Annotated in this window: 19 protein-coding genes; 5 read left to right on the top strand and 14 right to left on the bottom strand. The window is 30.4% G+C overall.

Annotated elements, in window-relative coordinates; translation table 11 throughout:
* Nucleotides 1-299 precede the first annotated feature (299 nt).
* Nucleotides 300-1,397, top strand: coding sequence for a redox-regulated ATPase YchF (ychF, locus tag B3086_RS08995; protein WP_346877391.1), 1,098 nt, complete (start codon nt 300-302; stop codon nt 1,395-1,397).
* A 77-nt stretch (nt 1,398-1,474) separates the two neighbouring features.
* On the opposite strand, the gene B3086_RS09000 is transcribed toward ychF, so the two are convergent.
* Together B3086_RS09000 and B3086_RS09005 are read right to left on the bottom strand one after the other, a co-directional pair.
* Nucleotides 1,475-3,469, bottom strand: coding sequence for a methyl-accepting chemotaxis protein (locus B3086_RS09000; RefSeq protein WP_346877390.1), 1,995 nt, complete (start codon nt 3,467-3,469; stop codon nt 1,475-1,477).
* A gap of 517 nt (nt 3,470-3,986) precedes the next feature.
* The gene (locus B3086_RS09005) at nt 3,987-6,278 is read right to left on the bottom strand and encodes an AAA family ATPase (protein ID WP_346847913.1); all 2,292 of its coding nucleotides are present in this window, start codon (nt 6,276-6,278) and stop codon (nt 3,987-3,989) included.
* A gap of 242 nt (nt 6,279-6,520) precedes the next feature.
* On the opposite strand from B3086_RS09005, the gene B3086_RS09010 reads away from it, so the two are divergent.
* From B3086_RS09010 to B3086_RS09020, 3 genes are all read left to right on the top strand, one after another.
* On the top strand, nt 6,521-6,952 hold the full coding sequence (locus B3086_RS09010) for a hypothetical protein (RefSeq protein ID WP_035129279.1): 432 nt from the start codon (nt 6,521-6,523) through the stop codon (nt 6,950-6,952).
* Between the two features lie 150 nt (nt 6,953-7,102).
* Nucleotides 7,103-7,462, top strand: a complete 360-nt coding sequence (locus B3086_RS09015; protein WP_346847912.1) for a CidA/LrgA family protein — start codon at nt 7,103-7,105, stop codon at nt 7,460-7,462.
* Nucleotides 7,459-8,151, top strand: coding sequence for an LrgB family protein (locus B3086_RS09020; RefSeq protein WP_346847911.1), 693 nt, complete (start codon nt 7,459-7,461; stop codon nt 8,149-8,151). Before B3086_RS09015 ends, B3086_RS09020 begins: the two co-directional genes overlap by 4 nt.
* Before the next feature lie 178 nt (nt 8,152-8,329).
* Here B3086_RS09020 and B3086_RS09025 read toward each other — a convergent pair whose 3' ends face one another.
* A complete protein-coding gene (locus B3086_RS09025) occupies nt 8,330-10,879 on the bottom strand; it encodes a calcium-translocating P-type ATPase, PMCA-type (protein ID WP_346877389.1) in 2,550 nt (849 codons plus the stop codon).
* Nucleotides 10,880-11,044: 165 nt separating this feature from the next.
* Here B3086_RS09025 and B3086_RS09030 point away from each other — a divergent pair, with 165 nt between their 5' ends.
* Nucleotides 11,045-12,685, top strand: a complete 1,641-nt coding sequence (locus B3086_RS09030) for a putative manganese-dependent inorganic diphosphatase (protein WP_346878723.1) — start codon at nt 11,045-11,047, stop codon at nt 12,683-12,685.
* 47 nt (nt 12,686-12,732) lie between these two features.
* On the opposite strand, the gene B3086_RS09035 is transcribed toward B3086_RS09030, so the two are convergent.
* The 11 genes from B3086_RS09035 to B3086_RS09085 all read right to left on the bottom strand — a co-directional run bounded on the left by B3086_RS09035 (nt 12,733) and on the right by B3086_RS09085 (nt 23,652).
* Complete coding sequence (locus B3086_RS09035; RefSeq protein WP_346847908.1) at nt 12,733-13,500, bottom strand: hypothetical protein; 768 nt, start codon at nt 13,498-13,500, stop codon at nt 12,733-12,735.
* A gap of 137 nt (nt 13,501-13,637) precedes the next feature.
* Nucleotides 13,638-14,426 carry a flagellar hook-basal body complex protein gene (locus tag B3086_RS09040; protein WP_346847907.1) on the bottom strand — a complete coding sequence of 263 codons (789 nt, stop codon included), beginning with the start codon at nt 14,424-14,426 and terminating at the stop codon, nt 13,638-13,640.
* A 36-nt stretch (nt 14,427-14,462) separates the two neighbouring features.
* On the bottom strand, nt 14,463-15,245 hold the full coding sequence (locus B3086_RS09045; protein ID WP_346847906.1) for a flagellar hook-basal body complex protein: 783 nt from the start codon (nt 15,243-15,245) through the stop codon (nt 14,463-14,465).
* A gap of 195 nt (nt 15,246-15,440) precedes the next feature.
* Nucleotides 15,441-15,983 carry a hypothetical protein gene (locus tag B3086_RS09050; RefSeq protein ID WP_346893221.1) on the bottom strand — a complete coding sequence of 181 codons (543 nt, stop codon included), beginning with the start codon at nt 15,981-15,983 and terminating at the stop codon, nt 15,441-15,443.
* Between the two features lie 15 nt (nt 15,984-15,998).
* A complete protein-coding gene (locus B3086_RS09055) occupies nt 15,999-16,733 on the bottom strand; it encodes a FliA/WhiG family RNA polymerase sigma factor (protein ID WP_346847904.1) in 735 nt (244 codons plus the stop codon).
* 12 nt (nt 16,734-16,745) lie between these two features.
* A complete protein-coding gene (locus tag B3086_RS09060; protein ID WP_346847903.1) occupies nt 16,746-17,405 on the bottom strand; it encodes a flagellar brake protein in 660 nt (219 codons plus the stop codon).
* 9 nt (nt 17,406-17,414) lie between these two features.
* Entirely contained in the window at nt 17,415-18,281 is an 867-nt protein-coding gene (locus B3086_RS09065) for a MinD/ParA family protein (protein ID WP_346847902.1), read from the bottom strand.
* A complete protein-coding gene (gene flhF / locus B3086_RS09070; RefSeq protein ID WP_346877385.1) occupies nt 18,275-19,453 on the bottom strand; it encodes a flagellar biosynthesis protein FlhF in 1,179 nt (392 codons plus the stop codon). Before flhF ends, B3086_RS09065 begins: the two co-directional genes overlap by 7 nt.
* Nucleotides 19,453-21,516, bottom strand: coding sequence for a flagellar biosynthesis protein FlhA (gene flhA / locus B3086_RS09075; RefSeq protein ID WP_346847900.1), 2,064 nt, complete (start codon nt 21,514-21,516; stop codon nt 19,453-19,455). The genes flhF and flhA overlap by 1 nt, the downstream gene beginning before the upstream one ends.
* A 19-nt stretch (nt 21,517-21,535) precedes the next feature.
* Nucleotides 21,536-23,371 carry a fused FliR family export protein/FlhB family type III secretion system protein gene (locus B3086_RS09080; protein ID WP_346893223.1) on the bottom strand — a complete coding sequence of 612 codons (1,836 nt, stop codon included), beginning with the start codon at nt 23,369-23,371 and terminating at the stop codon, nt 21,536-21,538.
* A gap of 11 nt (nt 23,372-23,382) precedes the next feature.
* Nucleotides 23,383-23,652 (bottom strand): flagellar biosynthetic protein FliQ, encoded by a 270-nt coding sequence (locus B3086_RS09085; protein ID WP_346847898.1) that lies wholly within the window; start codon nt 23,650-23,652, stop codon nt 23,383-23,385.
* Nucleotides 23,653-23,660 lie beyond the last annotated feature (8 nt).

Genomic DNA, 23,660 nt, shown 5'->3' on the forward strand with positions numbered 1-23,660 from the left:
TTATACACTTTTCATTGTACCATAAATAATTCTATAAGTTTACATAAATTCCTTTTAAATATTCCCTAAATGAAAAACTTTTTTTAAACAAATTTATAGATATATATAAAGAATCTCCAACTAATTTCAAATATATTACATTTATATAATATAGTTCCTTATTTTTCTACGGTTTTTTCTCTATTACTCTATATAACTTGTAGAATTATTGAAATTCCCTTTTCTGTAGAGTATAATTTAAAAGAATGAAATTTTTAAGTAATAAGCCACATGGTTTACATAGAAAGGACGAGTATTATATGAAATTAGGAATAGTAGGTTTACCTAACGTAGGAAAAAGTACATTATTTAATGCCATTACAAAAGCAGGAGCAGAGTCTGCTAACTATCCCTTTTGTACTATAGAGCCAAATGTAGGAGTTGTTAGTGTACCTGACAACCGTCTTGATGTATTACAAAAATTATATAATTCTAAAAAACAAGTGCATACTGCCATAGAATTCTATGACATAGCAGGATTAGTTAAAGGAGCAAGTAAAGGTGAAGGACTTGGAAACAAGTTTTTATCTCATATAAGAGAAGTAGCTTCAATTGTTCATACTGTTAGATGTTTTAAAGATGATAATGTTGTTCATGTAGAAGGATCTGTATCACCTATAAGAGATATTGAAACTATTAATTTAGAATTAATTTTTTCTGATTTAGAAGTCCTAGAAAGAAGAATGGAAAAGTCTATAAAACTAGTACGCTCAGGGGATAAGACTGCAAAGGTTGAATATGCAATTATGGAAAAAATTAAAAAACATTTAGAAGACAATATGCCAGTTAGAACTTTAGAGTTTACAGATGAAGAAGATGAATTTGTTAAATCTCTTTTCTTAATAACTTCTAAACCTGTATTATATGCATGCAATGTAAGTGAAGAAGACTTAATGGAGTGTGGCGGAGAAAACGAAATGGTAAAAGAAGTAGAAGCCTATGCTGCTAAGGAGAAATCTGAAATTATCATAGTATGTGCTAAATTAGAAGAAGAATTATCTACATTAGATGATGAAGAAAAGAAAGACTTACTTTCAGAGTATGGTCTTGAAGAATCAGGTCTTGATAAACTAATCCATGCAAGTTATAAACTTCTTGGACTAATGAGCTACTTAACTGCTGGTGTTCAAGAGGTAAGAGCTTGGACAATTAAAATAGGTACAAAGGCACCTGCTGCTGCCGGTAAAATTCATACCGACATTGAACGTGGATTTATCCGTGCTGAGGTAATTTCCTTTGATAAGTTAGTTGAATGTGGTTCTGAAGCTGCAGCTAAAGAAAAAGGCTTCTACAGACTTGAAGGAAAAGAATATATAATGCAAGATGGAGATGTAGTAAACTTTAGATTTAATGTATAATTATTCTAAAATTAAATTCTTTATATAATTTGAAAATGTATGAGTGAAATTCACTCATACATTTTTTATATAATGTATTATTCAATTATAAACTTTGAAATCTCAAATTTTAAAGTTTCAGATAATTCATTTAAATTTTGAGTATATCTTGAAATTTCATCCATATTAGCAGTAATTTCTTCTGTAGAAGCTGATATTTCTTCTGTGGCTGAAGCAGTGCTTTCTGAAATTGATGTAACATTTTCTATTTCTTTTACTACATTAATTTTTTCATATTGAATATTCTCAATAGATTTTTTAATTTCACTTATCTTACTTGATAACTCAAGTACACTTCCAGATATGTTTTCAAAAATTTGTGAGGTTTCACTTACCATTTTTCCTTCTTCATCTACCACTTGTTGAGAGTTATTTATAGCAGATACAGCTAACATAGATTTTTCTTCTATCGCTTTAATCATAACATTTATTCTATCAGTTGAACTCTTTGATTGATCTGCTAATCTTCTTATTTCATTAGCTACTACAGCAAATCCCTTACCTGCCTCGCCAGATCTAGCTGCCTCTATAGATGCATTCAAAGATAATAAATTAGTTTGTTCTGTTATATCAGAAATTGTTTTAGATATAAGATTTATTTGATCCATACTTTCATTTACTTCTTTCACTATATTTCCAACAACTTCAAAAGTATCTTTTATTTTCGTTGAACTGTTTATTAGCTCTGAAACTATTTTGCTTCCTTCAATACTATAATTCTTTGTATCTTTAGATATACTATCAATTTCTGTAGAGGAGTTTTCTATATTATCAATTCCTTGGGCTAAATCCTCCATATGGCTTGCACATTGAATAGTACTTTCAGCTTGATTAGATGCACCTGAAGCTATTTCATCCATGGCTATATGCGTTTGTGAAAGGGCAGTAGTAGTTTCATTAGACATTATAGCTAAATCAGCTGCAGTTTTTAATACCACCTGAGATGACTTGTCCACATTTTTCATTAACAGTGCAATTGATTCCATCATATTGTTAAAGTAATCTCCTAATTCTTTAAAGTCATCTTTGGACTTAATTTCTACTTTACCTGTAAAATCTCCTTTGGCAGCTTTAGATATTACGTTCTTAACCTTTTTCATATTTTTAGCGATGCCTTCTCCTAAAATTATGCTTATAATTATTGCAACTATTCCTATTACAATTATCCCTATTATTAAAAAGCTTCTAACTGCATTAGTATCTTTTAATAATTCTATTTCCGGTATAAATGCCACTAATTTTATGTTTTCTAAGGAATTCAAATTATAAACTACAAAATTTCTTTTTCCATTATTACTTAATTCTATAAAACCTGAATTATCATCTACTACAGATTTAAGTTCCTCATCTACCTCTATTAAATTTTTACCTATTAAGCCTTCATCTGTATGAGATATAATATCCCCATTACTACTACATACAACTACAACCCCTTCATCACCTATTTTTATGTTAGATATACTTGAACTAAAAACATCTAAAGATAAATCTAATCCAACAACTCCAACAACCTGTCCATCCTTTACCACTGTCCTAGCCAGTGTAACCGTAGTTTTTTGATCTTCAGCACTAGTATATGGAGATGTAATTATATAGGAGTCCTTATTTGCTGTAGCTAAAGTATACCATTCCTTCTCCTTATGATTATATCCATCTGGAAGATTAATTTTGTGGGAAGTATAAAAATCACCATTCTCTGTTCCATAAAACACTGTACTAATATTAGAATCTGATACTTCTACATTATTCATATGACTTATTATATCTTTAATGCTTTCACTACTATTGTCCAACTCAATAAACTTACTGTTAAGTGTTAGTGAATTTATTTGATTCGCTACTGTATTAAAATAATTTTCTATCCCTCTATTCACCTCTACCAGTGTTTGACCAGTGGAGTACTTTAAGTTATCCTTAAGTAAACTATAACATTCATTATAAACCAATAAGGCTATAAAAATTAAAGGGATAATAGATACTCCTAGCAACGAAATTATAAGTTTACTCTTTAAGCTGTTTAAATTCTTTTTCATATACCCATCCCCATTCAAAATTTATTAATATAAAGTTTTTCAAACTTTATATTTTAATTTTCGAAACATTCATAAAATTCTTTATATAGAATAATTATACTAATATACAATTATTAATTAGGTATGTAGTTGATTGAAGTTATAAAACTAAAATGGATGTTTCGAAGAGCAAAACCTATATAATTAAACTTCTCTTCCAAAGGCAATCGCTCTATTTTAAATAACTTAATTAAATATAAATGGAGGGTATTATTACAACTCATCACCTTAAAAGTTGCATAATACTCTCCACTTTACACTTATTGTATATCTATTCCCTCAATATTGAAAATATATGATATGCTAATACATTCCCATAAAACTAGCTAGTTATATAACAATATACCTATATTACTATTTCACTATATACCTATATACCTATATTAATTTTTACATATATAAATAGTTATATATGAATATAGTTAACTATTTGTTCTATTCATGGGGGTTTCAAGGAATTTGCACCATTCCTTTACCATCATTTCTTCTCATATTCTATACACTGCTTACTTATTAACTCCATTATATTATCCATAGTAATTTCTTCAGCATCAAATATTAACTCCATGGCATCTTCCACAGTTTCTATAGTATATATTTTAAATTCACCTTCAAAAATTGCTCTCTCAACTTCTCTTGAAAGTACTAAATCATCTTTATTAGATAGAGGAATAACAACTCCCTTTCCTTCCGTATCATCCATGATTTTACACACTTCGAAGAATCCTTCAATTTTTTCATTTACACCACCTATAGGCTGTACTTGACCAAATTGATTTATGGATCCAGTAATTGAAATATTTTGTTTGATAGGAATCTTGCAAAGAGCAGATATTATAGCTAATGCTTCAGCTACTGATGCACTATCACCATCTATAACTCCATATAACTGCTCAAAGCTAAGATTGAAATCTACTGGTAGAGTTTTATATCCTCCATTGATATTATTAATATATCCTTTTAAAATATTAATTCCCTTAGTATGAATTTTACCACTTAGGTTGGATTCCCTTTGAGCATCAATGATTTTTCCTTCTCCCTTAAAACAGGTACAGGTTATTTTAACAGGTTTACCAAAACTTGTATATCCCGTATCAATGACAGAAAGCCCGTTAATTTGCCCCACCTTGCTTCCCGAAACATCTATTAACAATCTTTTTTCATCATATAACTCTAGATATTCTCTTTCTATAGGTTCTTTCCTATAAGCAATGTTCTCTATATTATCTCCATCAATAAACTCCCTTGCCTCTTCTGCTGCTTTATAATTAGCTTGTATTATAAGGTTTGATAATTCATCATGGTCAAAATGTATCTTATTTTTATTTTCTGCCTTTCTAGATAAAAATTTTGCAATTTCTCTTATGCCACTAGATGTTATAGGTTTAATATTATTTTCCTTAGACAATCTATTTATTTCTTTTATTAATACAGTTTTAACCTTATTCTCAGCCTTCAATACTCCTCTATAATCAGCCCTCGTCTTAAATATTGTTCTGAATTCTTTATCATAGTTATACAATGCGTCATAAATATCATAATCCCCAATTATTATTACTTTAGTATTAATTGGCATAGGTACTGGTTTTAAACTACTTAAAGTAAATAGTTCTATATATCCTCTGTTGTAATCCAAGTCTACTTTTTCTGATATTATAGCTCTTTTCAAATAATAATAAGACTGAGAATTACTAAGTAGACTACTGGCTCTAAGAATTAGGCATCCCCCATTAGCTCTTAAATAACTACCTGCTCTTATGGATTTTACAGTAGATACATATATATTATTATGATTTTCATAATCTATAGATCCAAAAAGGTTAGATACACTAGGATCTTCTTCAAAGATTACTGGTGGATATTCAATATCTGAATTATCAACAATTACATTTACATCATATTTATATATAATGTCTCTTATAGCTTCTTCATCATCCTCGTAGCTTATAGAATAGTTTTCCTCAAGTTCACCCTTAATCTCAGTAATTAAGTAATGAATATAAGCCTTAGCCTCACTATCATCATTAAATTCTTCTTCTATTATTACATTTAACTCTTCCATTTCTTCTTTAAAAAAGTTATCCATTATCTCTCTAATTCTATTTATTTCATCATTTTTCATATTTCTTAACTTTTCTAATATGTCATTAGCATTTATCTTTAACTCATCCACTTTATTTAATATTTCAAATTTTTCTTCTTCCTTAAGATTATCGAATTCATCCTCTGTCATTTCTTTTCCATCAACTAGGGGTATAAATGTAAATCCATCCCCACTAGTTTTTATATCAAAACCATATTCTTTAGAAAGTTTAATTAAATCTCCAACTATTTTGCTACGCCTATCTTTAATAGTACTAATAAGGTGCTCTTTTTCTTTATTATCTATACCATTATAAAATTTAAATATACTTTCTGCATAAAATTCTTGAATTTTGTCTACTACCTTTTTAAGCTTATTTCCATATCCATTGTTAACAAACAAAGGAACAGGTTCCTTTACATTTCCTTTTATAACATAACATATATCCTTTGGTGGCTTTCCATCCGTCAATATATGTTTTACATAGCTAATAATATGTTTTACTCTATCCTTGCAAAATTCATCAACTAAGTAAATATTATATCCTTCCCCATTTAAAAGAAGTGAGGTTTTTATTTTATTATATGCATCCTTATATTGTGGCAATATAAATTCGCCTTCTATTTCTCTATCTTCAACAATTTCAAAATCGTACAAAACTTCACTGGGTTTTAAAACTCTTTTCATACTGTCCTCCCAAATAAAATCATTTAGTATATTAATATTCTTATAAAAGGACTTTTGGAACAAAAACATAAAAATTCATATTATAATTTTAAAAAATTCATGATATATTTTTAAAAATTAAACATAAACTTGTTATAACAACTTAATTATTATATAATAATGATATTGTGTAATATTATACACTTGAATACAGTCAGATATTATACGTAGTTATTTATTCTTCATGTAAAGGAGTTATTCATATGGGATTCAAAGACAAATTATCACAAAGTTATTCTAATGCTTTTATAAATAGATATGGTGATAGAATAACACAAGTTCAAGGAAGGGCTTTATCTGTTAAAACAGAGGAGAAATCTTTTCTTGGAATTTTAAATACTATTATTGTTACTATTGTAGTGAAACAAGACAGTGCTAGAACTATAGCAACTTGTGTTTATAAGAAAAAGAGATGGTTTAAAAAGCCAGAATTCATTCCTGTATCTCAAGGCCATTCTTTATTAATCCAAGGTTTAAAACCTGATTATTCTAAAAAGAAAAAGAAGAAAAAGAAAGTTAAGGACTACATAAGCATAATGAACGTTATGAACCTTACTAATAAGAGAGACTTAGTTCCTGTTGAAGGTGGTCAAAAGAAGATACAGAGAGTAAGACAAGATAGAAGATTTAAATAAGTAATGAAGCTCCCTTGGCTGGGGCGTAATTGGAAAACTTAACTTTTTAGTTAGCACAGGATACTATTTGTATCCTGTGTTTTTTGACATACCTATAAAAAAGATGTACAATTCTAAATTGGTAGTACCAATTTAGAAAGGGATGTTTATATGAAGTATTTTCGTCAATTTGGAATTATTTTGGCAGTAACTTTTATTGGAGAAATATTAAAATATATTATTCCATTACCTATTCCTGCTAGTATATATGGTTTAATTCTCATGCTTATAATTTTAAAAACAAAAATAATTTCCCTTGAACAAGTGAAGGAAACTGGAACTTTTTTAATAGAAATTATGCCTCTTATGTTTATACCAGCAGCAGTTGGTTTATTAGTTTCTTGGGATGTACTAAAGAATATTTGGATTCCTGTTATTATAATAACTATTTTAACCACAGTTATTGTAATGATAGTGACAGGTAAGGTTACCCAGTTTATGATTAAGCTAGAGAGGATGAATAGAAATTGAAGGATTTATTATGTAATTCAGCATTTTTCGGAGTAGTGGTCAGTATTCTAGGCTATGAAATAGGGTTGTTTTTAAAAAAGAAATTTAATAATGGGATCTTTAATCCCTTACTTATTTCAATTCTTTTTGTAATGGCAGCTTTAGTTATTTTTAAAGTAGATTTTGAAAGTTACAATAATGGAGCAAAATATTTAAGCTATTTACTAACTCCTGCTACAGTATGTCTAGCAATCCCTCTATATGAGCAACTGGATTTATTAAAAAACAATTTTAAAGCTATTATAATAGGAATTTTTTCAGGAGTAGCAGCCAGTCTTATAAGTGTATTTTTATTCGCCTTGCTTTTTCAGTTTACCCATGAACAGTATGTAACCTTGCTTCCAAAGTCCATTACCACAGCTATAGGAATGGGAATTTCAGAAGAGCTAAATGGAATTGTTACAATTACAGTAGCTGTCATTATTGTAACTGGTATTATTGGTAATATCCTTGCTGAAGTTATTTGTAAGGTATTTCATATCCATGAACCAATTGCTAAAGGAATTGCCATAGGAACCTCTTCCCATGCCATAGGAACTTCAAAGGCAATGGAAATTGGAGAAATAGAAGGTGCTATGAGTGGTCTTGCAATAGCAGTGGCAGGTTTATTCACAGTAATTGGTGCCTCCATATTTGCTAATCTTTTGTAATTGTTGGGCTCTGCTTAAAATTACAGCAATATATTTGTACAAGCTATAAGCATATAAATAGCCAAGGCATCTACAGTGATATGCTTCCCTTATGGTAGACAGTTTAAATAATAAAATTGTCTATTATAAGGATGAGAATATCAGAAAGTACCATGGCTATTTTTCACTTAAAATATTCTTAAGTTCTGTTTCCTACAAAAGTAGCAATGCTATTAATAAAGGATATTATTCCTGAGAAAAATACAATGATTGCCCACTGTCCAATACCTATAGACATGGTATGGAATATACCTTGTAACATAGGAACATATATTACTAATAAAAGTGCTGTCACTGAAATAATAACAGAACCCAATAAATACATATTGGTAAATGGATTGATTTCAAAGAGAGAATACTTTTCACTTCTACATTCAAATACGTGAATTAACTGTGAGCAAATTAAAGTTCCAAGGGCTAAAGTTCTACATACTCCTAATCCATATCCATAATACTTACCCGCTAAGAATGCAAGAACTGTACAAACACCAATTAATGCACCTCTAATTAATATCTTTTCTTTTAATCCCCTTGCAAAAACACTTTCGCCTTTTTTTCTTGGCTTTTCATACATTATATTTTTATTTGGTGGGTCTACTCCAAGAGCTATAGCTGGAAGTCCATCAGTAACTAAATTTACAAATAAAATTTGAATTGGAAGCAGTGGTACTTCTAAATAAAACAATGAAGCTAAGAACATAGTCAATACTTCACCTAAGTTACAGGATAATAGATATCTTATAAATTTTCTAATATTATCATATATAACTCTACCTTCTTCTACTGCAGTTACAATAGTAGCAAAGTTGTCATCTAACAATATCATAGATGCCGCTTCCTTAGTTACATCTGTTCCTGAAATTCCCATAGCTATTCCAATGTCAGCTTCTTTAATAGCAGGGGCATCATTAACTCCATCCCCAGTCATAGCTACAATATTACCTCTACTTTTAAAAGCTTTTACTATTCTTAATTTATGTTTAGGGCTAACCCTTGCAAATATTCTATAATCGTCTATGGATTTTTCAAGTTCTTTATCATTTATTCTATCAAGTTCAGCTCCTGTAATTACTTCCTTGCTTTCATTACATATATTTAGATCTTTCCCTATGGCAAAGGCTGTATTTTTGTGGTCACCTGTAATCATAACCGGTCTTATTCCTGCAACTCTGCACTTTAAAACTGCATCCTTTACTTCTTTTCTTGGTGGGTCTATAATTCCAGCCACCCCTACAAAAATTAAACCATTTTCCACCTTGTCTCCCTTAATTAAGTTATTATCTTTATATGCACCTGCAATGCATCTAAGCGCTCTAAAGGACATATCATCAATAAGCTTTTCTACACTTCTTCTATAAGGTATAGTTAATGGCTCTACCCTTCCATTTACTAATATATGTGAACATCTATCAAGTACTCGCTCTGGAGCTCCTTTAACATAACATACATCCTTCTTAGTAGTTACGTCCTTCACAATTACTGTCATCATTTTTCTTGTAGAATCAAATGGGATATCAAAAATCCTCTCTACTTTACTATTAAATCTTTCTATTTCAGAAACCTTTTTAAAGAAGCCTTTTATTAAAGCAGTCTCTGTTGGGTCTCCCATTAAAGCCTTTTCCATGGAATTAGAAGAATAATTATAGTTACAATCATTACAATATACAAATATCTTTTTTAAAATATCATGGTCAAAACTTTTATCTTCATCAATATCATGAATTTTTCCATTATGAAGAAGTGCTGTTACCGTCATTCTATTTTCTGTTAAAGTTCCTGTTTTATCACTACATATTACAGAGGTACATCCTAGGGTTTCCACTGCTGGTAACTTTCTTACTAGGGCATTTCTCTTAAGCATTCTTGATACCCCTAAAGCAAGGGCAACAGTTACTATAGCTGATAACCCTTCTGGAATAGCAGCAACGGCTAAACTAACCCCAGATAAAAACATGTCATAGACATTTTCACCTCTATAAATACCTAAAAAGGTTACTACTGCACATATAGTTAAGCAAAGAACTACAAGTACTTTTCCAAGGGAATTTAATCTTTCCTTTAGTGGGGATGGTTCATCTTCTATAGAGTGAAGCATATGAGCTATTCTCCCCATTTCTGTATTCATTCCAGTTCCATATACCTTTGCTTTTCCCCTACCTGTCAATACGATAGTTCCCATATATATATTATTATCACTGTCCTCTGGATTCTTGTGCACTCCTACGGATTCACCAGTTAGAAGAGATTCATCCATCATAAGATTATTTCCTTCAACTAAAATACTATCAGCAGGTATCCTATCCCCACTTTCTAATATAACCAAATCTCCTGGTACTAAATATATGGAATTAATAACTTCAATTTTTCCATCCCTTATTACCTTAGCAGTAGGTGATGATAATTTTTTTAACTGTTCTAAGGATTTTTCAGTTTTATATTCTTGTACAAAACCTAAAATTCCATTCATTACTATAATTATTAGAATAGTTATAGCGTCTGCTTTATCCCCCATAAAACCCGATATAACGGTTGCCACCATTAGTATCCAAATAATCAAATCATTAAATTGTGACAAGAATATTTTTATAGGTGACACTTTTTTCTTACTCTGTAACTCATTTAGTCCGTATTCTTTCAGCCTATCTTCTATTTCATTGGTAGATAGCCCTCTATATTCTTTAGCACTCACATTTTTTCCCCCTTACAATTTTTTTATTTATAGTTAGAAATAATCTATCATTAAAATATATGTACCATCCTACCAGTATATGAAAACTTTAACTTTACATAAGGTAAATAAACCTTTAAAATACTAATTATAAATAAGAATAGATATTATAAAGGAAGGTTATTCATGGTAAATAAAGTATACATAACAGGTCATAGAAATCCTGACTCTGATTCTATTTGTGCAGCCATTGCTTATTCAGAGTTTAAAAATAAAACCCAACGAATCAATGCAATTCCAATTAGACTAGGGGAAATTAGTAGAGAAACTCAGTTTATCCTAGATTACTTTGGAGTTCAGCCACCACAGCTTGTTCAAACTGTAAAGCCTCAAATTATAGATTTAAAAATAGATACAGTAGCTCCTATTGCTTCAGACATATCCTTAAAAATGGCTTGGTCTATAATGAAGCAAAAAAACATTAAAACTCTCCCAGTTATATATCCTAATGAAAAATTAGCTGGAATTGTATCTGTATCAAATCTGGCAGCTAGTTATCTAGACATTTGGGATAATTACGTTTTAGCTAAAAGTAAAACAAGTCTAAGTAACATTTTAGAAACTCTATCCGCTAAAATTGTTTACTTATCAGATGAAAACTTAGAACTTAAGGGGAAAGTTGTAGTTTCTATGATGGAACCAAATGATAGAAATTTAATAGAAGCGGAAGATATTTGCATCTGTGGAGACCGTGAGTTAGTTCAAGAATTTGTATTAGATTGTAATGCTAGATTAATGATAATCACTAATAATACAAATCCCTCTGAAAAAATTATTGACCTAGCTAAAGAAAAAGGATGCACTATAATCACTACTCCTTATGACTCTTTTACTGCTGCTAGACTAATACCTCAAAGTATTCCTATAGAATACGTAATGACTAAAAATAATTTAATTACCTTCTCTACTAGTGACTTCATTGAGGAGATTAAAGATATTATGCTAGAAACTAGATATAGAAGTTATCCAGTTTTAGATGAAGATGGTTCCGTGGTTGGAAGCATTTCTAGATATCATTTAATAACCCAACAAAGAAAGAAAGTAATTTTAGTGGATCATAACGAAAAGACTCAGTCTGTAGACGGTCTTGAAGATGCAGACATTTTAGAAATTATCGACCACCATAGAATAGGAGATATTCAAACAGGTCAACCAATATACTTTAGAAATGAGCCTGTAGGAAGTACTTCTACCATTGTTGCTAATATTTTCTTTGAAAATGGAATTAGACCATCTAAGAAAGTAGCTGGATTATTATGTGGAGCTATTATTTCCGATACTCTACTATTAAAATCTCCAACAGCAACTATTGTAGATGAAATCATACTAAAGAGATTAGCTGAAATAGCAAGTATAGATATAGAAAAATTTGCTCAAGAGATGTTTAAAGCTGGAACTTCATTAGAAGGAAAAAGCTCAAAGGAACTTTTATACCAAGATTTCAAAATCTTTAATATGGGTAATTTTAAAGTAGGTGTTGGACAAATAACAACTACTTATATGGATGGATTTACTCCACTAATTAATGATTTAAAAACTGTAATGAATGAAAAAGCAAGTCAAGGAAAGTTTGACCTAATTATTCTTATGGTTACTGACATATTTAAAAGTTCTTCTTTATTCATTGTGTGTGGCGAACACAAAGAAGTATTCTCAAGAGCCTTTAACATTAAGTTAAACAATGGAACAGCATATATTGACCAGGTAGTTTCTAGAAAGAAACAAGTTATTCCACCTCTTACAGAGGTTATAAACCAAATTAAGTAATTCTTTAGCTCCAAAGGAGGCTGTCCCTAAAGACTGCCTCCTTTTGTTTACTGTACCACTAATTTTAGAATTGATCCCTTATTAATAATATAAATCCAAAATATAACAAAGAAAATAAAACACACTCCATATATCACAGTTAAAAAATCCTTAACACATAAATCATCAATCTTTCCTTGATACACCCCATAACTTTTTAGATAATGTACCCCCTTATCTTCTATGTAGTAAAAATTAACTGATTCAATATATGCAGCAAAAATATAAATGTTTAAAAGTGGATTAGTAAATAGATTTTTTAAAAAATCCCCCTTGAAATTAATTTTAAAGGTTTTATTTCTAATAATATAGACAATATATAAGAACATTCCACCTATTAGAGTTGGAATAATATTTAACACATTTAATATACCATTAATAAACTTTAGACTCTCATCGTCACTGATATAATATATTAATGTATATATTACTCCTCCTCCATTACCTATGATTAGAATATAAATTAAGGGTGCTAAAAAACCACAAATCAATGATTTGCTAATTAAGGATAAAGTATTGTAAAACTCCTTTTTTTCAGTGGATTTTTTAATTACTGTTTTTCTTTCACTATTGCTTATCTCAATAACGAAGAAAGCTACAATAGCATTAACAATCTCCCTATTAGATATAAGACTTATAATTATCCCTATGGTAGGTATAAGTATAAAGTATACCCATCGTAAAACTACTTTGCTTCTTATTTTAGCACTAAATTTCTCATTGACTTTTATTGCTAATCTATGTCTATCAAACTTCCAAAATAATATACTTAGCAAACATCCAAATAAATATCCTACCCCATAATATCACCCCTTCTATTTAAAATTTATCCTTTGTTAATGTTATATTATATGTTTGAAAATATAAAAAAAGAATGAAAAACTATGTCTTTCATTCTTTTCTATTTCCATTACTATCTTAAGTTATTTATCATTCCCCACATATCATCTGCAGTTTTTAATGCAGAGGAGCTTAATTGAAAAGCTCTTTGGGCTACAATCATGTCAGTCATCTCAGTAGACATATCTACATTAGATCTTTCCGTAAACCCTTGATAAATATCTCTATCCGTAGTCTCCAATACAGTAGCTCCTTCTATTGGAACAAATAAGCTTTGTCCTGCAGAAATAAAATCTGTATCACCTATGGTCTTATAAGTTTTAATATCTCCAACTTTTATAGAGTTTCCATCATTATCTAAGGATAAAGCCCCATTTGCATCTATAGAAAACTTATCTTTAGCAAAGTTAATTGGACCCCCTGGCACATTTATCTCATTACCATTAGCATCAGTTATAGATAATCTATATCCATTATTATCTACTAAAATTCCTGAAGCATCCACTTTGAAGTTTCCATTTCTAGTATAGGCTGCACTTCCATCTTGTTTATATACTTTAAAGAATCCTTCTCCATCTATAGCTAAATCTGTAGATATCTTTGTATTAGTTAAGCTTCCTTGAGTTTTTATTCTAACTTCATTAGTAGATTTAACCCCTGTACCAACATAAAGTTCAGTATTTGCATTCTTAGACCATGGTACTCCTAGTCTCTCTAATGAACTGGTATAAAGGTCTTGGAATGTAGATGTTACTTTTTTATATCCAATAGTACCGGAATTTGCTATATTATTTGATACTAAGTCTAATTTATTCTGTTGTGCTTCCATTGCACTTCTATTGGTGTAAAACATACCGTACATAAACTCACTCCTCAAATTTTTCTTTCTCTATTAATTCTATCTAGCTTTACCTATTTCATTTACAGCCTTGTCCAAGGTAGAATCTAAAACCTTTAAAATAGTTGCATTACTTTCAAAGTTTCTCATAACAGTCATCATGTTACTAGTTTCTTGAACTACGCTAACATTAGATCCTTCAAGGGATTTATTAACTACATAAGGATTATTAACAAAGGTAGGATTAACTCCTTCATAAAGATTATATGTAAATTCATTTAGATTTTCATATTTACCTTGGTTATCCTTTGGAAAATTAACTACAGCTAATCTGCCAGCGTCTCGTCCATCTACAGATATATTCCCAATATTGTCTGCAGAAATACTTCCTTCACCTATATATATAGGTGCTAATCCATTCCCACTCCTACTAAGTACCCTATCTCCATTAGAGGTCACTAAATATCCTGAAGTGTCTACAGCAAAATGACCATCTCTTGTATAATAATTTGTAGCTCCATTAGCGGTTTGTCTTTGAACTACAAAAAATCCTTCTCCCTGAAGGGCAAAATCAGTTGTTACTCCTGTATCCTTTATAGTTCCTTGTGAGAAATTAGTGGTTCGATCATTTATTTCTACTCCATTACTCATAGCTCCAATGGTTACTCTTTCATTGTTTTTTCCATCTTTATTAGAAATATATACCTCATCAAAACTCTTCATGGACAAAATCTGTGATTTATATCCTGTAGTGTTTATATTTGCTATATTATTCATAATAGCACTTTGATTTTTTTCACTGGTAATTATTCCTGAAGCTACTGTATACAATCCTCTAATCATTGTTTGCACCCGCCTTTATATCAATTTTAATCTGGTCTGGATAGGTCATTCCTAATTTTTTTGCTCTTATTTCAATTTCACCATCGCTAAGTTTATAATCTATTTTTGCAGGGATACTAAAAAATATTCCTAGTATTATGCCAATGCCTATACCAAATAAAATTTTTCTATCACTTAAAACTTTAATAAATTTTTTTATTTTAAATATAATTCCTTTATTAATAAGACCTCACCCTTTCCTATATTCAGCCGTTGTGCTATGCCTTCTTCACTTAAGCCTTCAGCTAATAAGGCTTTTACCTCTTCTACTTTTAAGCTATTACCCTTTATATCTTTTTTAGGATTACCGTCTTTTTCTTCTTCTTTTAAATCGTCCATTAATTCATCCATATTTTCTCCTTGAAGAAGAATATCATCATCTAAGGAATCAATCTTATCTACCAAGGTATTTATGTACTCATCATTACTAATATTTTTATCTGAATCATCCCTTTTTTCTAATAATTCATTTTTAATAAATACAGTATGATTTACTTTTTTTAAGTCATTTATTTCTCTTTGTAATTCTGTAATTGTTTTAGCAAACTCACTTCTTATTTCAACAAGTCTCATGTCTACTTCATCTATATTAGATTCTGCATCTATCATAGCTTTACTAAAGTTATTTTCTTCTCTCATTATAGCCCTTATATTTGTAGCAATTAAAGCCACTCCAATAATAATTAATAAAATATACATATTCTCACCTATCTTCTATGACTTAATATCATATTGGAGTTTCTCAATTTCTTTTCTTAAATTTAAAATAGCTCTACTATGAAGTTGACAAACTCTTGATTCTGATACTTCTAACACTGCTCCTACTTGTTTTAAAGTAAGTTTTTCAAAGTAGTATAGATTTAGTATAAGTCTATCTCTTTCCTTTAGATTATCCAGGCCTCTCCTCAAGTACTCTAGCATTTCTTTTTCTTCCAAAGACTTTTGTGGAGAAGGACTTTTAGTATCCTCTATGGAATTGATTAAAGACATTTCCTCATCATCACCAAATAAAATAGTTTCTAAGGACATCATTGAAATATAGTTTACATAACCTTGTATATCTGTAAGCTCCTTTAAACTTATTTCCATTCTTTCAGCTACTTCAATATCTTTTGGTTCTCTGTAAAGTTTATTTTGTAATTCTTCCACTACCTTATTGTATCTATTAAGCTTATCGATGGCTCTTTTAGATATAGGACTATTTTTTCGTATTTCATCTATAATACTTCCATTTATTCTTATGGCAGCATAGGTGGAAAATTTCATACCCTTAGTGTCATCAAACTTATTTATAGCATCCATAAGCCCAATCATTCCATAACTTATTAAGTCTTCATATTCAACATATTTATTTTTTCCTACGATAATCTTGGAAGCAATATACTTTACAAGAGGTATATTTTTTTTAATTATTTCTTCTCTAACATCTACATCACAAGCTACAGACACATCATTTCCCTCCTACTTTGTTTTCATTAACTTTCTCATATTCTTAAAAATAAACTGTATTATATTTTCCCTTACCTTATCATCAATAAATTGAAATTTTACTCCATATACATATTCATTTTTATTTTGTGTTTCATCTCTAACGATTTTACCTAAGGCTAATATATCTTCGTTATTAATCTTAGTATTCAACATGACTAGTTGCCCTAAATTAAGACTTTCCTTTACCTTTATTCTAATACCTCCACCACTTAAATCTAAAGTTTGTCCTTCCCTATAATCGCAGTTTTCAATATCCCTGAGGACACTTTCATTATACTTATCTATTGGTGAATATTTCATAGCATTTATAAATGGCAATCTTACATAGTCTCTTCTTTGTACCTTATGCAATTCACTTTCTCTTTCCAATGTAATCAAGGCTATTTTATCAAATTTTCTCCCTTTCACCTTAGCTTGAAAATTATATATATTACCTTTTCCATCATTATAATTACACTTAACTGTGTCTCCAGTACTTAAGGGATAGCTTATGCCATTTAGTATAGGTGTAGCTATAGCTATATATATACCATCTTCATCAATATCCTGAATTTTTGATTTTGCTAATTCTCGATTTTTTGTATAAATCTCTATTTTATTATTGATTTCCATCATATTATTAGCTTTCATACTCTCCTCCTATGAAAAAATATTAAGCATTTTTTTAAATATACCCTGGATGCTATTGCCCTTATTATAAGATATACCTTCTAACCCCTTTGCAATAGACTCAATGTTTTCACTTACTTCACTTTTAGGGAAAGACAATACCACAGGTCTTTGCATCCTTACAGCTTGCACTAATTTTTTATCTTCAGCGATGTTTCCTAAATGCACTAGATTAGCTCCTAGAAATCTATTTGCTGAACTATTAAGTCTATTAAAAGTATCATTTCCTTCTTCCTTGCTTAAAACCTTATTAACAATAATCTTTGCTCTATTTTTCACATTATGATTACATATGGTTTTTAATAAGCTATATGCATCCGTTAATGCTGTTGGTTCCGGAGTAGTCACAATAAAAACTTCATGACTACACTCTATAAAGGCCATAACTGTTCTATTTATGCCTGCTCCTGTATCAATTAATATATAGTCAAAATCTTTTATTTCTCCTAACTTATTAATTAAAACTTCTCTTTGCGACCTATTTAAGTCATCTAATCTAGAAAGCCCTGTACCTCCACATAAAATTTTTATACCTAAAGGTCCATTTATTACTACCTCATTAACAGATTTATTATTTAATATTATATCAAAAATGGTATATCTAGGTATAGTCCCTATTAAAACATCTACATTGCCCATACCTAAATCTGCATCTAGTACTAAGACCTTTTTCCCTAGTTTTTTAAGAGAAATTGCTAAATTAATTACCATGTTACTCTTACCTACCCCTCCCTTACCGGAAGTTATGGTAAAGATTTTAGTATTATTATTGCCTTCTTCCATAGTATCTTGCTTTTCAAATACCATTTGTCTTAATCTTGAAGCCTGGTCTAACATATACTATTTTCCCCTAACACCAATTTTATTATCTCATCCTCCAATGGTACCTTTATATCATCTGGTACATTCTGGCCTACAGTGATAAATTTAATAGGAACTTGAGTCCTTCTACATATATTTAGTATGGAACCATAAGTTGAAGTCTCATCTAGCTTAGTTAGTATTAGTCCCTTGTAATTTATATTAGAAAATCCATTAGCTATGATGTCCATGTCACCACTCTTAGTAGTAGCACTGACTACTAAATAAGCATTATCCACCTTAGCCCTATCTAGAAAAGCCTTCAATTCTAATACTTGCATAGTATTTTTACTACTCCTTCCAGTAGTATCTAATAAGATCACATCACAGTCTTTCATTGAGTTTATAGCTTCTTCCATCTCAGCTAATGAAAATACCACTTTAAAATCAATATTCATAATATCTGCATAGGTTTTTAACTGTTCTACTGCTCCTATTCTATAGGTGTCTACAGTAATTAAACCTACCTTTTTCTTTTTTACAAGAGCTAGCTCCCCTGCTAGCTTTGCTATAGTTGTAGTTTTTCCTACTCCTGTAGGACCAACTAAAGCTATGGTTCCATTTATTTCACTAGAATCTATTTTTATAATAGCGCCAAGTTCCTCTTTAATTCCATTCATGATTTCATCAACGGAAGACACTTGTTTATTTATTTTTATAGTTTCTATTAATTCTTCAATTATATCTTTAGATATATCTACTTCTCTAAGTCTTTCCTTGGCTTCTTTAAAATAAATTTCACTATTATTAGTCTTTTCTTGTTGCAACTCACTTTCTTCTTTGTTTTTGTTATCTAATTCTTCTAATTTAATTTCTTCATTTATAGAATTATTGCTTTGAGTAGAAAAATAGGAATTTATAAGACTCTTCATTGTTTCAACTTCTTGTCTTAGCTCCACTTCATCATTTTCCACTATATCTACTGGTAAAATACTCTTACTGTTTATTTCTTTATCATCCCAACTTAAATCATTAGATTTAGATTCAACAGCTGCGGTTATCTCCACTACTTTAGGAGAAAACAACCCTTTAATACCAGGCTTTCTTATAGCTCTCTGACTTATAATTACAGCATCTTTTCCTAACTCCTTACCTATCTTACTTAATGCTTCCTTCATGGTAGAAGCTACATATTTCTTTATAATCATTAGATAGATACAACTCCTTCGGTCCTTATCTCTACATCATTAGGTATTTCATTTAAAGATAACACTACAATGCTTGGAAATACCATTTCTATAAGCTTTCTAAAAGCTGGTCTAATTCTTGGAGAAACTAGAATTATAGGTATATTAGTTGGAAAGTGTGTACTTTCTAACATTCCCTTAATACTATTAAATATTTCTGTTGTAATATCTGGATTTATTGCTGGGAAAGAACCCTGCATAGATTTTTGAATATTACTTCCTATTAGTTTTTCTATATCTGGAGATATGGTTACTGCAGTAATTCTATGTTCATCATCCACTAGATCATTGCAAATAGTTCTACTTAATGAAAATCTTACATATTCCGTTAACATTTCAATATCCTTAGTATTTCGCGAATTATCAGCAAGACATTCTAATATAGTTACCATGTCTTTTATAGATACCTTCTCTTTTAAAAGTCCTTGTAACACCTTTTGAATTTCTCCTATGGTCATAAGGTCCGGTACAAGTTCCTCTACCACAGTAGGATACTTTTCCTTTACAGAATCTAAAATAACTTTAGTTTCTTGACGTCCAAGAAGTTCATAAGAATGAGCTTTAATAGTTTCTGTAAGATGAGTAACCATAACTGTAGTTGGATCTACCACAGTAAGTCCCTTTATCTCTGCATCTTCTCTTTGATCCTTATTTATCCAAAGAGCTTCTATTCCAAAGGTAGGTTCTATGGTCTTTATTCCTTGAATATTTATATCTTCTCCAGAAGGATTCATACATAGAAACATGCTTGGCATTATGTCCGCTCTAGCTATCACTGTTCCTCTTATCTTTATTACATATTCATTATTTCTAATTTGCAGATTGTCTCTAATTCTAATAGGTTGAACCACAATTCCCATCTCTATAGCACATTGTCTTCTCACTGATGAGATTCTCTGCAATAAATCTCCTCCTGAGGATTCATCAGCCATAGGAATAAGTCCATAGCCTATTTCTACCTCTAATGGCTCAACAGAAATTAAATTCATCACATTTTCTGGCTCTCTACTCTCACTCTCTACAATTTCCTTTTCTTCTATTTCTATCTTCTGCTTAGCTTGTTGCTTTTCATCCTTATACATTAGATAAGCACTTGTTCCTGATGCTGCAGATAGAGCAAAGAATACTAGTGTAGGCATCCCTGGAATTATTCCAAGGATAAAAAGTACTAGAGATGCAATTGCTATAACTACTGGGAATGCTGTCAATTGTGATGATACCTGTGCTCCAAAGTTATCATCGCTTCCTGAACGAGTAACTAAGATACCCGAAGCTGTAGAAATTAACAGTGCAGGTAATTGACTTACAAGTCCATCTCCTATGGTGAGTTGTGTAAACTTAGCAGCAGACTCGCCTATGCTCATATCCATCATTACTGCCCCTATAACAATACCACCTAAAATATTTATTATAGTAATTATAATACCTGCTATGGCATCACCTTTAACAAATTTAGATGCACCATCCATAGCTCCATAAAAATCTGCTTCCCTTTGAAGGTCAAGTCTCTTTTTCCTAGCATCTTCTTCTGTAATCATTCCTGCATTTAAATCTGCATCTATACTCATTTGCTTTCCTGGCATTGCATCTAAGGTGAATCTTGCTGAAACCTCAGATACTCTTCCAGCACCACTAGTTATAACTAAAAACTGTATAATAACAATAATTAAAAATATTATTATTCCTACGAAATAGTTTCCACCAATTACGAACTCTCCAAAAGCTTGCACTATCTTTCCTGCATCTGCTTGTCCTAGAATAAGTCTAGTAGATGATACATTTAGTGCTAACCTAAATAGGGTAGTTACAAGTAATAATGTTGGGAATACTGATAGTTGCAATACATTTGTAGTAAACATTGTAAGTAACATTATAACTATAGATATTGAAATATTAATGGCAAAGAAAATATCAAGTATTCCTGGGGGTAATGGTATAATTATCATTAGTACAATAAGAATTACCCCAAATGCTACTATTATATCTAAGTTATTCTTAATACTAAATCCCTTATCTTTAAGCATAATTATCATCCTTTTTACATTATTTCTTCATTTTATAAACTAATACTAATATTTCTGCCACTGCCTTATACATATCAAAGGGAATTTCCTTATCTAAATCCACTTCTTTGAACATGAGTCTAGCTAATGGTTTATTTTCTATAATTGGTACATTATTTTCAATCGCCTTTTCCTTAATCTTTAACGCCACATACTCACTGCCCTTTGCCACAACTATCGGTGCTTTTCCACTATTTTCTTCATATTTCAAAGCCACCGCAATGTGAGTTGGGTTTGTAATTACAACAGTAGCATCTGGTACTGATTGCATCATTCTTCTCATAGCCATTTCTCTTTGCTTTTGTTTTCTTTTTCCCTTAACTATAGGGTCTCCTTCTTGTTGTTTATATTCTTCCTTTATCTCTTGTTTAGTCATTTTTAAATCCTTATTATGTTGGAATTTCTGATATAAAAAATCTATGCATCCTATTATTAATAAGGCTATCCCAACTTTAACAAAAACATTAATTATTAAACTAGCCAATTCTGTAAGTATTGTTCCTGTTTTAAGATTTCCAAAGTTCAAAAGACTATAGTAATTATCTATAACAAACTTATATCCTATATATCCTACAATAGAAACAATACCTAAATTTTTTACTAAATCCACTAAGGATCTTATAGAAAACATTCTTTTAAATCCACTTATAGGATTTAGTTTGCTAAACTTAGGTTTTAATGGATCTCCAGTATATATAAAACCAGTTTGAATTATTGATCCAATTACGCCTATAACCATAATAGGAACTGCCACTGGTATAAATATTTTAAATATATCTATGAATACCTTTATTAAAAGTCCTACTAAACTCTCTTGGCTTAATTGAAAATTTAAGTAACTCCCTAGATACTTTGTCATACTGGAGCTTAATACCTTTAGCACAAAGCTACTTAAGATAGCTATAACTAAAGTAGCTGCTAAAAGAGTTAAGGCAGAAGATAATTCCTTACTTTTAGCTACTTGACCTTTTTTCTTAGCATCTTGAAGTTTTTTAGGAGTAGGTTTTTCCGTTTTATCTCCACTATCATTAGATGCGGAAATTAATATAAAGGGCATCATAGTGAATATTTCCGAGAATATATGCTTAATAGCACCAAAATTTGAAGCTATAATTTTCATAATTAAAGGAATAGAAATTACAAAGGTCGCAAGTCCAACAAAAATCTTGATTGGCATTCCTAGTATCATAGCATTAAGCTGAGGCATAACTCTTGATACCAAGCCCAATACAATTTCCGTCATAAGTATTATAAGCATTATTGGCACTGCAATCTTAATCCCAATAGTAAAAAATTCAAATACAACTTGAATAATATATCCCAAAATTTCTTTATTAAAGGTTACAGTCCCTACAGGAACTGAAGTAAAACTATCTATAAGACACTGCACTAAAATAAGATGTCCATCAACTAACATAAATACAGCAAGACAAATCCAGTACATCAACCTTCCCATTACTGATATGTTTTCACCTGCAACTGGGTCAAATAGGCTCATCATAGAAAAGCCCATGGAAAAATCCATAATTTGTCCTGCCATTTGTACAACACTAAACAGTAAATTTACTATATATCCTAGACATATTCCTATAATTACTTCTTTACCTATAAGCACTATTAAAACAAACATATTCCTTATTTCTGGTAATGCTTCAGTACTGATTATGGGAGATAAAATCATGGATATAATAAGTCCTACACCAATCTTTGCTATATTTGGTGTTCCTGTTGGGAAAAAGGTTGGCACTGTAAAAATCAAGGATGTTATCCTCATAAACACCATTAAAAAAGCTATAAACATTAAAATATCTACCAACGTTATCCCACCTAAGCTCCTATATTAGAAATTATTGAAAAAATTCTTTGAGTAAAACCTATCACTGTGTTTCCTATAAATGTGGCAGTAATTATTCCCACTATTGCCACAGCTATTATTTTAGGTACAAAGGTTAAAGTTTGTTCTTGTATCTGAGTTGTGGCTTGAAATATACTTATCAAAAGACCTACTACCGTAGCTGTAAGTAGTATTGGTCCAGCTGCCATTAAAGCTGTCTTCACCATATCCTGTAATATTGCAACCACCATAGTCTGTGTCATATTACATC

It is taken from the genome of Clostridium sp. UBA871 (genome assembly GCF_002295255.1).
In the GTDB taxonomy this organism is placed as follows: Bacteria; Bacillota; Clostridia; order Clostridiales; family Clostridiaceae; genus Clostridium_J; species Clostridium_J sulfidigenes.